Raw genomic sequence first — 14,051 nt, forward strand, 5'->3', positions numbered from 1 at the left:
TGCCACGTTCCGGCGGGTTCCGGCGCGCAGCCGTTACCCGCCACCGCGCCGGAACGGATCGTGTTCGCGCAATTCGTCGACGTACGCGTGGATATGCTCGGTCTCGCGTTCGAGAAAGCGCGCGACGGCGTCCGAGAATGCCGGGTGCGCGAGCCAGTGCGCCGAGTGCGTGACGGTCGGCAGGAAGCCGCGCGCGAGCTTGTGTTCGCCCTGCGCGCCGCCTTCGAACGTGTCGAGTCCGGCCTCGATGCAGAACTCGAGCAACTGGTAGTAGGCCGTTTCGAAATGCAGGCACGGCACGTGCTCGATCGCGCCCCAGTAGCGGCCGTACAGCGTGCCGCCGCCGTGCTCGCCGCGCCGGTACACGGCGAGCGCACTCGCGATCGGTTTCCCGTCGGCTTCCGCGATCACGAGCAGCAGGTTCTCGGGCATCGTCGCGCCGATCGTGCGGAAGAAGTCGAGGTTCAGGTACGGGCTCGAATAGTGCTCGCGGTACGTTTGCCGGTAGCAGCGCGAGAAGAAGCGCCAGTCGGCGTCGGTGATCCGGTCGCCGGTCAGCCGCCGGAACGTCACGCCCGCTTCGTGCACCTTTCGCCGCTCCGCGCGGATGTTCTTGCGCTTCTTCTGCTCGAGCGTGCCGAGGAAATCGTCGAAGTGGCGGTAGCCGTCGTTGATCCAGTGGAACTGCACGCCTTCGCGCAGCATCATGCCCATCGATTCGAGGAGCGCCGCTTCGTCGCCGGTCGGGAACAGCACGTGCAGCGACGACACGTCGCTCTGCTCGGCGAATGCGAGCAGCGTGGCCGCGAGCCGGCGGCGCGCATCGTCGTCGGCCGCAAGCAGGCGCGTGCCCTGCACGGGCGTGAACGGCACCGCGCACAGCAGCTTCGGGTAGTAGGGCAGGTCGTTGCGCTGGTACGCGTCGGCCCAGGCCCAGTCGAACACGTATTCGCCGTACGAATGCTGCTTCGCGTAGACGGGCGCGGCGGCCGCGAGGCGCCCGGTGCGCTCGTCGGTCAGCGTGACGAAATGCGGCGACCAGCCGGTGTCGTCGACCGCGCAGTGCGCGACGTGCAGCGCGTCGAGGAATTCGTGGCGCAGGAAGGGCGTCGGCTGCGCTTCGCGGGCGAGCAGCGCGTTCCATTCGTCGGCCGGCACCTCCGCGGGGGACGACAGGATGCCCGTGCGATAATCGATGCGTTCGTGTTTCAAGCGTGAATCCGTACCATTCTGTGTCGCCGGATGCGAGGGCCTGCGCGGGCTCGCACCGGGACGATTTCGTCAGCCGTTCAGGGCGCGCCGCCGGGCTGCGCCGATCCCGCCATGAAGACCCGACTCGCTCTCGCCCAGATCAACGTCACCGTTGGCGATTTCGCCGGCAACGTCGCGCGGATCGTCGCGGCCGCACGCGCCGCGCACAACGATGGTGCGCAGCTGATGATCGCACCCGAACTTGCGCTGTCCGGCTATCCGCCGGAAGACCTGCTGCTGCGGCCGGCGTTCTACGCGGCGGCAGCGGCCGCGCTCGACGCGCTCGCCGGCGCCTTGAAGGCGTTCGACGGGCTCGCGGTGCTGGTCGGCCATCCGTTGCGCGGCGCGGGCGCGCCGGGCGGCGATCCGCATGCGCCAGCCGTCGATGGTAATGCAAACCGCCCGATCGAGCGCGGCGTGCCGCCCACCGATACCTACAACGCGGTATCGCTGATCGTCGGTGGCGAGATCGTCGGCACCTACCGCAAGCAGGACCTCCCCAACACCGAGGTGTTCGACGAGAAGCGCTACTTCGCGACCGACACCGAGCCGCTCGTGTTCGAGCTGAACGGCGTGAAGTACGGCGTGATCATCTGCGAGGATGCGTGGCATGCATCGGCCGCGCAGATCGCGAAGGCGGCCGGCGCGCAGGTGCTGCTGATCCCGAACGGCTCGCCGTACCACATGAACAAGGAAGCGGTGCGCGTCGACATCCTGCGCGCGCGGATTCGCGAAACCGGGCTGCCGATGGTGTACGTGAACCTCGTCGGCGGCCAGGACGAACTCGTATTCGACGGCGGTTCGTTCGTGCTCGACGCGCAGGGCGCGCTCGTCGCGAGGATGCCGCAGTTCGACGAAGGGCACGCGATCGTCGAATTCGACGGCGCGCGGCCGCTGCCCGGCGCGATCGCGCCCGAGCTGTCGACCGACGCGCAGGTGTACCGCGCCCTCGTGACCGGCGTGCGCGACTACATCGGCAAGAACGGCTTTCCGGGCGTGCTGATCGGGCTGTCGGGCGGTGTCGATTCGGCGCTGGTGCTCGCGGTCGCATGCGATGCGCTCGGGCCCGGGCGCGTGCGCGCGGTGATGATGCCGTCGCGCTTCACGGCCGACATCTCGACCACCGACGCGGCGGACATGGCGCGGCGCGTCGGCGTGCGCTACGACGAGATCGCGATCGCGCCGATGTTCGACGCATTCCGCGCGGCGCTCGCGGGCGAGTTCGCGGGCCGCGCGGAAGACGCGACGGAAGAGAACATCCAGGCGCGTATCCGCGGCACGCTGCTGATGGCGCTGTCGAACAAGTTCGGCTCGATCGTGCTGACGACCGGCAACAAGAGCGAGATGGCGGTCGGCTACTGCACGCTGTACGGCGACATGGCCGGCGGCTTCGCGGTGATCAAGGACATCGCGAAGACGCTCGTGTACCGGCTCTGCCGTTATCGCAACGAAACGGCCGACTATGCACTGCGCGACGTGATCCCCGAGCGGATCCTCACGCGTGCGCCGTCGGCCGAACTGCGCGAGAACCAGACCGACCAGGACAGCCTGCCGCCTTACGACGTACTCGACGCGATCATGCGGATGTACATGGAAGAAGATCGGCCGCTCGCCGAGATCGTCGCGGCCGGTTATGCGCAGGCGGACGTCGAACGCGTGACGCGGCTCATCAAGATCAACGAATACAAGCGCCGCCAGGCGCCGATCGGCATTCGCGTCACGCATCGCGCATTCGGGCGCGACTGGCGCTACCCGATCACGTCACGTTTTACCGAACGCCTGGACTGAGCCGTGCTGGGCCGCATGCGGCTCGCAGGCTTACAATCGGGGTCGCGATTTTTCATCCAAACGAGCATTGGGGGACAACCACCATGAAACGCATCACTGCCATCATCAAGCCGTTCAAGCTGGACGAAGTCCGCGAAGCGCTCGCCGAAGTGGGTCTCACGGGCCTGACCGTGACGGAAGTGAAGGGCTTCGGCCGCCAGAAGGGGCATACCGAGCTGTATCGCGGCGCGGAATACGTCGTCGACTTCCTGCCGAAGATGAAGATCGAGGTCGTCGTCGCGGAAGCGCAGGTCGACCAGGTGATCGACGCGGTGATCGGCGCGGCGCGCACCGGCAAGATCGGCGACGGCAAGATCTTCGTGTCGGATGTCGAGCGCGTGATCCGCATCCGCACCGGCGAAGAGAACGAAGCGGCCGTCTGAGCGCCGTATTCGTCAGCGGGCCGTTTCAGGCCCCGCCAAGAAAAAACGGTGCGGATACCCGTTGGGGTACCGCACCGATACGCGCCTCTCGCAGCAGCGTGGAAAGTGTTGTCGAATCGTTGTTTGACGGCGCCTGATCAGAACAGGTGCTGGATGCCGGCGTAGACGCCGGTCTGGCTGCCGCCCGGATTCGGGTTGCCCGTCGACACGGCCGTACCGGCGCCGTTCGCGTTCAGGCCGAAGTTGGCGTTCTTGCTGTTGCGCACCGTCGCGACCTGCAGGTCGAACAGCGTGCGCTTCGAGATGTTGTACGAGCCGCCGACGGTGTAGATGTTCGCGTTGCCGCCGCCGTGGTTCGCGTTCACGTGATACACGGCCGCGATCAGCGCCGCTGCCGGCGTTGCCTGCCACGTCACGCCGCCCCAGACCTGCTGGGTGCCCGTCACGCCGGCGTTCACCGCCGGGCCGCCGCTGCCGTCCGCGCGCGAGGCCTGGTAAGCGGCCTGAACCTTGAACTGGCCGAGGAACACGTTCACGCCCGCGAAGTATTCGCGCGAGTAGTTGAACACGTCCGAGAAGCGGCCGTTGCTGTCGCGCGTTTCGTCGTAGATGCCGCGCAACTGGAACAGCGAATTCGTATAGGTGACCTGTGCGCCGGCTGCACGGCCCGGTTGGCCGGCCGTCGTGTTGCCGTTGAAGCTGGTCGAGTTCGAGAACGAGAACTGGCCGTAGAAGTCGAGGCCGTAGAACTGCGGCGACTGGTACGACACGTTGTTGCTGGTCTTGTTCCAGTTGCGGCCGCGCACCAGCGAGGCAGTCGACCAGGCCGACTGGCCGAACGGGTCGAAGTCCCACACGCCGTTGGCGATCGCGAGTTCACGACCCAGCAGCAGCGTACCGTAACGGTCGTTCGAGATACCGACGGTCGCGAAACGATCCCAGATCGAGCCGCTGAAGCCGCCCGTCATCGTGTTGAACGCGCCTTCGAGGTGGAACAGGATCTTGTTGCCGCCGCCGATGTCTTCGGTGCCCTTCAAGCCCCACAGGCTGGTGCCCCAGTCGCCGCTTTCCGCGCGCACCTGGTGGCCGTTTTGCAGGCCGTTCAGGTACTCGAGGCCGGCATCCAGGCGACCATACAGCGTGACGCTGCTCTGCGCGTGCGCCGTCACCACCCCAGCAGCCATCAGCGCGGCCGCGACCAAAGCTTTCTTCATCATCTCCTCCATACCCTGTCAAAAAGTCAACCCAGACTGCACGAGATGCCCGGAGCGCGAGCGCCGGGCAAAAGCGGGATAACCAGGGAGACCTCGTGCAGGGCCGGTAAGCGCAGCACGCGGGCAAGCGGACGGAAAACCGTTGAGCGGTCCCGCGCAGCCGGGTCGGCCTGCGGGGTCTCCTTGTAGTGTCGTGAAGCTAAACTACATTTCACGAACTTCGTTTTGCTACTTTGGTTACTAATTTAGCAAAAATACAATTTTGTGGCGATGGAAATCGTTGTTTGACTAACACCTGTCGCCAAATTGCCATGCAACACGGTGGGCAACAGGTGCGCCGAGGGTTTGCAATTAACGGAAAACCCTTGTCCCACAAGGGAGACACGGCTTTCGCAAACAGGGATCAAGGATTGCCACTATTGACGTTGCAGGGGGCGCGGGCGTATGCGCCCGACAGGAGAAATTAGTAAGTATTTCGTAATGAATGGGCGGCCACCGGACGTCGCCGGCCCGTGCCGTCGCGCTGGCACGGCGACGCGCGACGCGGTGCGCCGGCGCGCTCCGGTCAGGCAGGCTCCGGCCTCGCTTCGAGCAACTGCGTGCGAATCCAGCGATGCGCATCGGTGCGCGCGTGCTTCGCGTGCGAGTAGACCTTCACGGTGTAGCGCGGGATCTCGAACGGCGCCGGAAAGATGCGGATCGGCGCCGCGTGCCGGAGCGCCTGCGCGGCGCGGTTCGGCACGGTCATCAGCAGCGCGGATTCGGCAATCACGAACGGTGCGGCCAGCACGGTCGGCAACTGCACGGCGACTTGCCGCGCGAGGCCGAGCCGGTCGAGCACGTGGTCGACGACGCCGCGCGACTCGTTCCACGGCGTGACGACCACGTGGCGTGCCGCCAGGTACTGGTCGAGCGTGAGCCGCCGGCGGATGTCCGGATGCGCGGCGCTCGCGATGACGACGTAGTCGTCGGAGAACCAGTCGAAGTCCTCGATGCCCGGCGCGTCGGCCGCCGATTCCTCGTGGTAGCCGAGCGCGAAATCGATGCGGCCGGCCGCGAGTTCGTCGACGGAAATCTTCCGGTCGGAATGCACGACGCGGATCCGCAACCGCGGCGCGACATGCTGGATGCGCGCGAGAAACGCCGGCAGCACGGCGAAGGCCGTGTAGTCGGTCGCCGCGAACACGAACGTGCGGTCGCTTTGCGCGGGATCGAAGCGGCGCGCGCGGGCGAGCCCCTTCGACATCGCGTCGAGCGCGTCGCCGGCCCAGGTGGCGATGTCGTCGGCGCGCACGGTCGGCTGCATCTCGTTGCCGAGGCGCACGAACAGGGCATCGCCGATCGCGTCGCGCAGCCGCGCGAGCGCGTGGCTCAGCGCGGACGGGCTCAATGCGAGCTCGTGTGCGGCCGCGGCGACGGACCGGTGGCGGTACAGCGCGTCGAACACGAGCAGCAGGTTCAGATCGAGACGGCGCAGATCGGGATGCATCATGTTCAGGTCAGGATGAAAAACCTGCACTTCCTGCAGGCGCTGCGTGAACGTAGCATGACGATCTGATTGGCGCCAGCGCGGCTGCGCGGCGTCGCTTTCCATTTCAAGTTCGGGCCGGAGGAGGGCTCATCCCGTGCAAATCGACATTCGTTCCGCCACCGTCGCCGACGTGCCGCAGATCCTGCGTTTCATTACCGAACTGGCCGTCTACGAGAAGGCCGAGCATGAAGTGGTCGCGACGCCCGCGTCACTCGAGCGCAGCCTGTTCGGCGACGGATCGCCGGCGCGCGCGCTGATCTGCGAGGTCGACGGCGAGCCGGCCGGCTTCGCCGTGTATTTCTTCTCGTATTCGACGTGGCTCGCCCGGCAGGGCCTGTATCTCGAGGACCTGTACGTGTCGCCGCGTTTTCGCGGCGCGGGCGCCGGGCTGCGGCTGCTGAAGGCGCTTGCGCGGATCGCGGTCGAGTCGGGTTGCGGGCGTTTCGAGTGGAGCGTGCTCGACTGGAACGAGCCGGCGATCCGCTTCTACGAGAGCGTCGGCGCGGCGCCGCAGAGCGAATGGGTGCGTTACCGGCTCGCGGGCGACGAACTGCGCGCGTTCGCCGACAGCGCGCCCGTGAGCGCCGCATGAACGCCACATAGACGCCACGTAAACGCAAAACGGGCGCCGTGAGGCGCCCGTTCGAACGTCGTGCGTTTCGTGCGCGTTACTTGAGGCTGCCGGACAGGAACCCGCGCAGGCGTTCGCTCTTCGGGTTGGCAAACACCTCGGACGGCACGCCTTCTTCCTCGACGCGGCCCTGGTGCAGGAACATCACGTGGTTCGACACGTTGCGCGCGAAGCCCATCTCGTGCGTGACGACGATCATCGTGCGGCCTTCCTCGGCGAGCTTCTGCATCACCTTCAGCACTTCACCCACCAGTTCCGGGTCGAGCGCCGACGTCGGTTCGTCGAACAGCATCACGTCCGGATGCATCGCCAGCGCGCGCGCAATCGCGACACGCTGCTGCTGGCCGCCCGACAGGTGCGACGGATACTGCTTCTCGACGCGCGGCGCGAGGCCGACTTTCTCGAGATACGTGCGCGCACGCTCCTCGGCTTCCTTCTTCGGGATGCCGAGCACGTTCACGGGCGCTTCCATCACGTTCTCGATCACGTTCATGTGCGACCAGAGATTGAAGTGCTGGAACACCATCGACAGCTTGGTGCGCACGCGCTGCAGCTGCTTCGTATCGGCCGCGCGCAGCGCGCCCGACTTGTCGAGCGCGGTGCGCACTTCCTCGCCGTCGACGAAGATGCGGCCCGCATTCGGCTGCTCGAGGAAGTTGATGCAGCGGAGCATCGTGCTCTTGCCGGAGCCGGACGAGCCGATCACGCTGATCACGTCGCCCGAGTTCGCCTTCAGCGACACGCCCTTGAGCACCTCGTTGTCGCCGTACCGCTTGTGCAGATCGTCGACGAAAAGCTTCTGAGTCTGGGAATTCATCAATAGTCCTGCGAAAACTTACTTGCCTTGCGGGCGCAGATACGCGAGCCAGCGACGCTCGGCCTGGCGGAACAGCCACACGAGCGTGAACGAGATCGCGAGGTAGAGCAGGGCGGCGATGCCGAACGCATGGAACGACATGTAGGTCGCCGAGTTCACGTCGCGGGCGATCTTCAGGATGTCCGGCACGGTCGCGGTGAAGGCGACGGTGGTCGCGTGCAGCATCAGGATCACTTCGTTGCTGTACAGCGGCAGCGCGCGACGCAGTGCCGACGGCAGGATCACGCGGCGATACATCGTGAACGTGGACATCCCGTAGGCACGCGCGGCTTCGATCTCGCCGTACGACGTCGCCTTGATCGCACCCGCGAAGATCTCGGTGGTGTACGCGCAGGTGTTCAGCGTGAACGCGAGCAGCGTGCAGTGCATCCCGTCGCGGAAGAACGCGTCGAGCATCGGCGTGCCGCGCACGGCCTGCAGGCTGTAGAGGCCCGTGTAGCAGAGCAGCAGCTGCACGTAGAGCGGCGTGCCGCGGAACACGTACGTATAGAGCCACACGGCGCCCGACAGCCACTTCTTCTTCGACACGCGCGCGACCGCGAGCGGCACCGACAGGCAGAAGCCGAGGCCGATCGACACGACCAGCAGCCACAGCGTGATCGCGACGCCGGTGATGCGGTAGCCGTCGGTGTAGAGGTAGTTGCGCCAGTATTCTTGGATGAGGTCGATCATAGGTCAGCCTTGCGGACGCCGGTCGAGTAGCGCTTTTCGAGCCACATCAGCACGAAGTTCGAGATCGTCGTGATCGCGAGGTAGACGGCACCCGCGATCAGCGTGAAGAAGAAGAACCGCAGCGTGCCCTTGCCGGCGTCCTGCGACGCCTTCACGACATCGGCCAGGCCGATGATCGACACGAGCGCGGTCGACTTCACGAGCACCTGCCAGTTGTTGCCGATGCCCGGCAGCGCGAAGCGCATCATCTGCGGGAACATGATCCGCGTGAACACCTGCCAGTTGGTCATCCCGTACGCGCTGCCGGCCTCGAGCTGGCCGCGCGGCACCGACAGGAACGCCCCGCGGAAGGTCTCGGTGAAGTACGCGCCGTAGATGAAGCCGAGCACGAGCACGCCGGCGAGGAACGGGTCGATGTCGATCTGGTCCCAGCCGAGCGCGTCGGTCGCCATGTTCAGCCAGATCTGCAGGCTGTAGAACAGCAGCAGCATCAGCACGAGGTCGGGCACGCCGCGGATCAGCGTGGTGTAGACGGTGCCGACGCCGTTCGTGAAGCGGTTGCGCGACAGCTTCGCGCCCGCGCCGAGCAGACCCAGCAGAAACGACAGCGCGAGCGAAAGCACCGCCAGTTTGACGGTTTGCCAGGTGCCAGCGAGGATCAGCGGGCCGTAACCTTGTAGAAACATATGTGGTCCCTGGGGTGGTCCCTAGTGTGGTCCCGTAGGGCGCACGCGGTGCGCCGCGAAAGACGCGCCCGCCAAGCTGCGCGGAACGCCCCGTGCGTATCATGACCGTCCGCCCCGGCATCGGTGCCGGGCCAGCCCGTCGCGCGAGCGGCGGGCGACGGGGCGGGCGGCGCGTGGTCGACTGCCTGTACTGCCCGGACACGGGGCCGCCCCCGCGTCCGTTGCCTCTTCTTTTCGACGCTCAGCGGGCCGAAGCCGAATAGACGCTGAACGCGAAATACTTGTGCGACAGCCGGTCGTACGTGCCGTCCTTGTGCATGTCGGCCAGCGCCTTGTTGATCTTGAGCTTCAGGTCCGTATCTTCCTTGCGCAGGCCGATCGCGGTGCCGTCGCCGATCGTCTTCGGATCCTTCACTTCCGGCCCGGCGAACGCGAAACCCTTGCCGCGCGGCGTGCGCAGGAAGCCGTAGTCGGCTTGCAGCTCGTCCTGCAGCGTCGCGTCGAGGCGGCCCGAGCCGAGATCGGCATAGACCTGGTCCTGGTTCTGGTAAGGAATGATCGTCACGCCCTGCGGCTCCCAGTACGCCTTCGCGTAGGTTTCCTGCGTCGAGCCCTGCTCGACGCCCACGCGCTTGCCCTTCAGCGATGCGATCGTCGGCAGCAGCGGCGAACCGGCCTTCGCGATCATCCGCGCCGGCGCGTCGTATACCTTGTCGGAGAAGTCGATCTGTTCGCGGCGCTTGTCCGTGACGGTCAGCGACGACACGATGACGTCGTACTTCTTCGCCTTCAGCGCCGGGATGATCCCGTCGAGATCCTGCGCCACCCACACGCATTTCACGTTGATCCGCTTGCAGATTTCCTTGGTGAGATCGACGTCGAACCCGACGATCTCACCGCTCGGCGCGGTCGACTCGAACGGCGGGTAGCTGGCGTCGACGCCGATCCGCACGGTCTTCCACTCCTTCGCGAAGGCGCTGCCCGCCACGAGGGCGAGGGCGGCGCACAGGGCGGCCTTCTTCATTTCGATCCTTCTGTTGCTGACTTTCCGGGGGCGCTCGCGGCCGGTCGAACCGGGCGCCGCGGCGTATTCTAGACGGCCAAAATTCGCCGATCGGCGTTCTGGCGATGGCGGCCGCCGGAACGGCGAACGCCAAAAGGGCGGTATTTTACCCGAACGCGATACCCGGAAACCGGCAATCCGGGCCGACCGATCGATTCCTCGAGGCATTGATCCGGCTGTTGCGATAATCGTCGTATTCTCAGCGGGCATTGGGTCAATTGCATCCGTGGATGCAACGATGCAGTGCGCGAGCGGTGGATTGTGGCGCGATTGGCACACTCATACAGTGTCGGCATACCAGAACAACGCCTCTCACGGAGTGTCCGCCCCATGTTCCAGATCCGCCGCGCCGCCGATCGCGACCAGCGCAGCCATGGCTGGCACGAATTCCTTCACAGCTTTCCTCGCGCGTCCGGCCGGGGCGGGCCGCCGGTCTTCGGCGCGTTGCGCGAACTGAACGAGGAATGCATCGCGCCGACCCGCGGCTACGGGATGCGGCCGTACCGGGACGCGGAAATCGTCACCTACGTGCTCGACGGCGCGCTCGCGCACCGCGACAGCCTCGGCAACGGGGCAATCGTGCGTGCGGGCGGCGTGCAGCGCATGAGTGCCGGCACCGGCGTCATGCTCAGCGAAGCCAACGCGTCGTGCGACCAGCCGTTGCGCCTGCTGCGGATCTGGCTCGCGCCGGCCGGGGCGGCCGGCCGGCCCGGCTACGCGCAGACGCGCTTTGCCGACGACGACAAGCGCGGGCGGCTGCGGCTCGTCGCGGCGCCGGACGGTGGCGGCGGCGCACTGCCGTTGGATGCGGACGCACGCATCTTTGCGGGACTGATCGACGGCGACGAGGCGGCGGCGTTCGACCTGCGGGCCGGGCGCCGTGCCTATGTGCACGTGGTGCGCGGCGACGTCGCGGTGAACGGCCGCGCGCTGGCCGCGGGTGACGGCGCGCGGATCGGCGGCGTGGACGCGGTGGCGTTCGCACGCGGCCGGGCGGCCGAGGTGCTGTTGTTCGACGTTGCCTGAAACGCAAAAGGGGACGCAGGGCGGTGCCCGCGTCCCCTTCGAGGATGCCGCTCCGCGGAGCGGCCCCGCCTGCTTACTGCGTCGGTGCCGACGCGGCCTTGGCCGCGCGATGCTGCTGCCAGCGCTCCTTCATCTTCTCGTGGCGCTGTTCCATCTTCGCGAATTGCTGCTTGAGCGCCGTGCTGACCGTGGTCTTCTGCTGGTCGTTCAGGCCGTTGTAGAACGCGAGCCACGCGGCGGACGTCTGCTCGCGCAGTTGCGCGTTCTGCTGCTCGGCCTGCTGGCGCGCGGCGTGCATCGCGCTCAGGTCGAGGATCGGCTGGTTCTGCTGCGCCTTGAACTGTTCGCGCATCTGCTCGTGGCTCTTGCGCATCGCGTCGTGGTTCTGCTTCATCGTGTTGACGGCGGCCTGCCACTGCTGTTCCTGCGATGCGTTGAGCTTCAGCTGGTCGTGCAGTTTCATGATCACGCCGAACGGGCCGCCGTCGTGCCCGCCGTGCATCTGGTGGGCGCCGGGGCCGCCCGGAGGCGGCATGTCGCCGGGTTGCGCGGCGTGCGCGGTGCCGAATGCGAGAGCGAGCACGGTGGCGGCCGCGATGGCCACGCGGGAAGTCTTCTTATACATTTCAGAAACTCCTTGTATCCAAAGGGTCCGGCGATGCGGTGCCGGGAAAGCCGTGTACCGCATCCGGTAAGACGCAGGTTAGCGATGCAGGCTCCGGCCGGTGTTACGTGGGGCGGCGGCCCGGTTACCGCGCATTACAGTTCCCTTGCGCGGTAACCCGCAGTAACCCTTTCGTCCCTTTGTTTCGTTCTTCGACTCCGCCCTCGCGCGGTAAACTTCGAGCCATGACTACCCAGATCCTCATCGTCGACGACGACCAAGAACTCCGAGACCTGCTGCGCGACTATCTCGTGCGCCAGGGGATGGAAGTGTCCGTGCTGCACGACGCGGCGACGCTCGAGAAACGCCTCGAGCGCGAGCGGCCCGACCTGATCGTGCTGGACCTGATGATGCCGGGCGTCGACGGCCTGACCGCGCTGCGCCAGTTGCGCGCGGCCGGCGACGACATCCCCGTGATCATGCTGACCGCGCGGGCGGACGACGTCGACCGCATCGTCGGGCTCGAGCTCGGCGCGGACGATTACCTCGGCAAGCCGTTCAACCCGCGCGAGCTGCTCGCGCGCGTGCAGGCCGTGCTGCGCCGCCGCCGCGCGACGCCGTCGGCGGCGGCGCCCGAGCAGCGCGAGCCGTTCGGATTCGGCCGCTTCGTGCTCGACTTCCAGGCGCGTACGCTGTCGGTCGACGGCAAGCCGGCCACGCTGTCGAGCAGCGAATTCGCGCTGCTGAAGATCTTCGTGAACCATGCGCTGCGCACGCTCACGCGCGAGCGGCTGCTCGAGCTGCTGCACGGGCCCGAGTACGACGGCACCGACCGCGGCATCGACGTCCAGGTGTGGCGCCTGCGCCGCATTCTCGAAACGGATCCGTCGACGCCGCGCTTCATCCAGACGGTGCGCGGGCGCGGCTACGTGTTCGTGCCCGACGGCGAGGCCCATGCGCAAACCCATTGATTCACTGTTCGGGCGGCTGGCGCTGCTCGTCGTTGGTGTCCTGCTCCTGTCGCACTTCGCGTGGTTTTTCGCGATGCGGCTCGAGCGCAGCCAGATGCAGACGCGCTACGCGGTCGAAGAGGCCGCGTTCCTGGTCGACGCGGTACGCCAGCACGTCGAGCGCACGCCCGACCAGCCGTTGCCGTCGCGTGTGCGGCTCGTGGCGCCGGACAGCGCCGACGTGCCGAACGGCGATCCGTCGAACCTGCCGGCGGCGCTCCGGCGGTTCCGCGACGACGTGAGCGAGCGGATGCCGCCCGGCACGCGCGTCGAGGTTGGCGCACCCGGCCATCCGCCGGTGCTGTGGGTGAAGGAGCCGACCGACCGCAACTGGATCGTGGTGCCGGTGCAGCCGCTGCGGCCGCCGCGCTCGCTCGACCGGATGCTGCTGTGGCTCGGCACGATTTTCTCGGCCGGCGTGATTGCCGCGCTGTTCGCGGCCTGGCAGCTGCAGCAGCCGTTGCGTTCGCTTGCGCGCGCGGTCGCGCGCTTCGGCCGCGGCCAGCCGGTGCCGCCATTGCGCGAGCGCGGTCCGCGCGAGCTGCGCCAGCTTACGCACGGTTTCAACCAGATGGTGGAGCAGGTGTCGCAGGCCGAAAGCGACCGTGCGGTGATGCTGGCGGGCGTGGCGCACGACCTGCGCACGCCGCTAGCGCGGATGCGGCTGCGGGCGGAAATGATGGACGACGTCCGGCTGCGCGACGGCGTCGTGCGCGACGTCGATTCGATGTCGCACATCGTCGACCAGTTTCTGGTGTTTGCCCACGGCGGGTCCGATCGCAGCGAGCCGGTGCCGGTCGATCAGGCGTGCGAGCGGATCGCACGCAGCTATCGCGCGGTCGCGCCGAACGCGCCGACGGTCCAGACCCGGCTCGACGCCGATCCGGGCTTCCGCCTGCCGACGGCGACGCTCGACCGGATCCTGTCGAACCTGCTGGACAACGCGCATGCGTACGGTGCGCCGCCCGTGCTCGTCGAGACGGCACGCACGCCGGCCGGTTATGTGCTGTCGGTCAGCGACAGCGGCGGCGGGATCGCCCCGCGCGATCTCGCGGCGGCGACACGGCCGTTCGTGCGGCTCGATCCCGCACGCGGCGGGAACGGCCACAGCGGGCTCGGGCTCGCGATCGTCGAGCGGCTCGTACTCAGGCTGGGCGGGGCGTGCGACATCGGCAACCGCCCAGAAGGCGGCCTGCGTGTCGCGATGACGTTCCCGTTCGAGGCCGTGCCGAAGGACGAGCCCCACGCACAGGCCGCATGAGCGGCTGCGGCGCCG

14 protein-coding genes are annotated in these 14,051 nt (G+C 67.2%); 6 read left to right on the forward strand and 8 right to left on the reverse strand.

The genetic code is table 11. The features are described from left to right. Positions 1-33: 33 nt before the first annotated feature. Complete coding sequence (locus L810_RS11240; RefSeq protein WP_021158486.1) at positions 34-1,212, reverse strand: GNAT family N-acetyltransferase; 1,179 nt, start codon at positions 1,210-1,212, stop codon at positions 34-36. A 111-nt stretch (positions 1,213-1,323) separates the two neighbouring features. Between L810_RS11240 and L810_RS11245 the strand changes: the two genes are divergently transcribed. Together L810_RS11245 and L810_RS11250 are read left to right on the forward strand one after the other, a co-directional pair. Further along, positions 1,324-3,039, forward strand: a complete 1,716-nt coding sequence (locus tag L810_RS11245; RefSeq protein WP_021158487.1) for an NAD+ synthase — start codon at positions 1,324-1,326, stop codon at positions 3,037-3,039. A gap of 83 nt (positions 3,040-3,122) precedes the next feature. Beyond that, positions 3,123-3,461 carry a P-II family nitrogen regulator gene (locus tag L810_RS11250; RefSeq protein ID WP_006398637.1) on the forward strand — a complete coding sequence of 113 codons (339 nt, stop codon included), beginning with the start codon at positions 3,123-3,125 and terminating at the stop codon, positions 3,459-3,461. Positions 3,462-3,598: 137 nt separating this feature from the next. On the opposite strand, the gene L810_RS11255 is transcribed toward L810_RS11250, so the two are convergent. Next, complete coding sequence (locus L810_RS11255; protein ID WP_021158488.1) at positions 3,599-4,678, reverse strand: porin; 1,080 nt, start codon at positions 4,676-4,678, stop codon at positions 3,599-3,601. Between the two features lie 562 nt (positions 4,679-5,240). Beyond that, positions 5,241-6,167 (reverse strand): LysR family transcriptional regulator, encoded by a 927-nt coding sequence (locus tag L810_RS11260; protein WP_042974110.1) that lies wholly within the window; start codon positions 6,165-6,167, stop codon positions 5,241-5,243. 133 nt (positions 6,168-6,300) lie between these two features. Here L810_RS11260 and L810_RS11265 point away from each other — a divergent pair, with 133 nt between their 5' ends. Then, positions 6,301-6,798 carry a GNAT family N-acetyltransferase gene (locus tag L810_RS11265; protein ID WP_021158490.1) on the forward strand — a complete coding sequence of 166 codons (498 nt, stop codon included), beginning with the start codon at positions 6,301-6,303 and terminating at the stop codon, positions 6,796-6,798. Positions 6,799-6,874: 76 nt separating this feature from the next. On the opposite strand, the gene L810_RS11270 is transcribed toward L810_RS11265, so the two are convergent. The 4 genes from L810_RS11270 to L810_RS11285 all read right to left on the reverse strand — a co-directional run bounded on the left by L810_RS11270 (position 6,875) and on the right by L810_RS11285 (position 10,096). Beyond that, positions 6,875-7,654, reverse strand: a complete 780-nt coding sequence (locus L810_RS11270) for an ABC transporter ATP-binding protein (protein WP_042974078.1) — start codon at positions 7,652-7,654, stop codon at positions 6,875-6,877. Positions 7,655-7,672: 18 nt separating this feature from the next. Next, the gene (locus L810_RS11275; protein ID WP_042974080.1) at positions 7,673-8,386 is read right to left on the reverse strand and encodes an ABC transporter permease; all 714 of its coding nucleotides are present in this window, start codon (positions 8,384-8,386) and stop codon (positions 7,673-7,675) included. Next, positions 8,383-9,072: an ABC transporter permease gene (locus L810_RS11280; protein ID WP_021158491.1), complete on the reverse strand. Its 690-nt coding sequence runs from the start codon at positions 9,070-9,072 to the stop codon at positions 8,383-8,385. Before L810_RS11280 ends, L810_RS11275 begins: the two co-directional genes overlap by 4 nt. Before the next feature lie 241 nt (positions 9,073-9,313). Further along, positions 9,314-10,096, reverse strand: coding sequence for an ABC transporter substrate-binding protein (locus L810_RS11285; protein WP_021158492.1), 783 nt, complete (start codon positions 10,094-10,096; stop codon positions 9,314-9,316). A gap of 369 nt (positions 10,097-10,465) precedes the next feature. On the opposite strand from L810_RS11285, the gene L810_RS11290 reads away from it, so the two are divergent. Further along, a complete protein-coding gene (locus L810_RS11290) occupies positions 10,466-11,161 on the forward strand; it encodes a pirin family protein (protein WP_021158493.1) in 696 nt (231 codons plus the stop codon). A 73-nt stretch (positions 11,162-11,234) separates the two neighbouring features. Here L810_RS11290 and L810_RS11295 read toward each other — a convergent pair whose 3' ends face one another. Continuing rightward, a complete protein-coding gene (locus L810_RS11295) occupies positions 11,235-11,786 on the reverse strand; it encodes a periplasmic heavy metal sensor (RefSeq protein ID WP_021158494.1) in 552 nt (183 codons plus the stop codon). A gap of 224 nt (positions 11,787-12,010) precedes the next feature. Between L810_RS11295 and L810_RS11300 the strand changes: the two genes are divergently transcribed. Both L810_RS11300 and L810_RS11305 read left to right on the forward strand, forming a co-directional pair. Further along, entirely contained in the window at positions 12,011-12,736 is a 726-nt protein-coding gene (locus tag L810_RS11300) for a response regulator (RefSeq protein ID WP_021158495.1), read from the forward strand. Beyond that, a complete protein-coding gene (locus L810_RS11305) occupies positions 12,720-14,036 on the forward strand; it encodes an ATP-binding protein (RefSeq protein WP_021158496.1) in 1,317 nt (438 codons plus the stop codon). Before L810_RS11300 ends, L810_RS11305 begins: the two co-directional genes overlap by 17 nt. Positions 14,037-14,051 lie beyond the last annotated feature (15 nt).

Origin of the sequence: Burkholderia sp. AU4i (assembly GCF_000466765.1) — a bacterium.
Classification (GTDB): domain Bacteria; phylum Pseudomonadota; class Gammaproteobacteria; order Burkholderiales; family Burkholderiaceae; genus Burkholderia; species Burkholderia cepacia.

Excerpts from the sequence above, each read along its gene's own strand:
- L810_RS11270 (WP_042974078.1), bottom strand. The coding sequence starts at position 7,654 with ATGAATTCCCAGACTCAGAAGCTTTTCGTCGACGATCTGCACAAGCGG.
- L810_RS11275 (WP_042974080.1), bottom strand. The coding sequence starts at position 8,386 with ATGATCGACCTCATCCAAGAATACTGGCGCAACTACCTCTACACCGAC.
- L810_RS11300 (WP_021158495.1), top strand. The coding sequence starts at position 12,011 with ATGACTACCCAGATCCTCATCGTCGACGACGACCAAGAACTCCGAGAC.
- L810_RS11305 (WP_021158496.1), top strand. The coding sequence starts at position 12,720 with ATGCGCAAACCCATTGATTCACTGTTCGGGCGGCTGGCGCTGCTCGTC.
- L810_RS11250 (WP_006398637.1), top strand. The coding sequence starts at position 3,123 with ATGAAACGCATCACTGCCATCATCAAGCCGTTCAAGCTGGACGAAGTC.
- L810_RS11260 (WP_042974110.1), bottom strand. The coding sequence starts at position 6,167 with ATGATGCATCCCGATCTGCGCCGTCTCGATCTGAACCTGCTGCTCGTG.
- L810_RS11290 (WP_021158493.1), top strand. The coding sequence starts at position 10,466 with ATGTTCCAGATCCGCCGCGCCGCCGATCGCGACCAGCGCAGCCATGGC.
- L810_RS11245 (WP_021158487.1), top strand. The coding sequence starts at position 1,324 with ATGAAGACCCGACTCGCTCTCGCCCAGATCAACGTCACCGTTGGCGAT.
- L810_RS11255 (WP_021158488.1), bottom strand. The coding sequence starts at position 4,678 with ATGATGAAGAAAGCTTTGGTCGCGGCCGCGCTGATGGCTGCTGGGGTG.
- L810_RS11295 (WP_021158494.1), bottom strand. The coding sequence starts at position 11,786 with ATGTATAAGAAGACTTCCCGCGTGGCCATCGCGGCCGCCACCGTGCTC.
- L810_RS11280 (WP_021158491.1), bottom strand. The coding sequence starts at position 9,072 with ATGTTTCTACAAGGTTACGGCCCGCTGATCCTCGCTGGCACCTGGCAA.
- L810_RS11285 (WP_021158492.1), bottom strand. The coding sequence starts at position 10,096 with ATGAAGAAGGCCGCCCTGTGCGCCGCCCTCGCCCTCGTGGCGGGCAGC.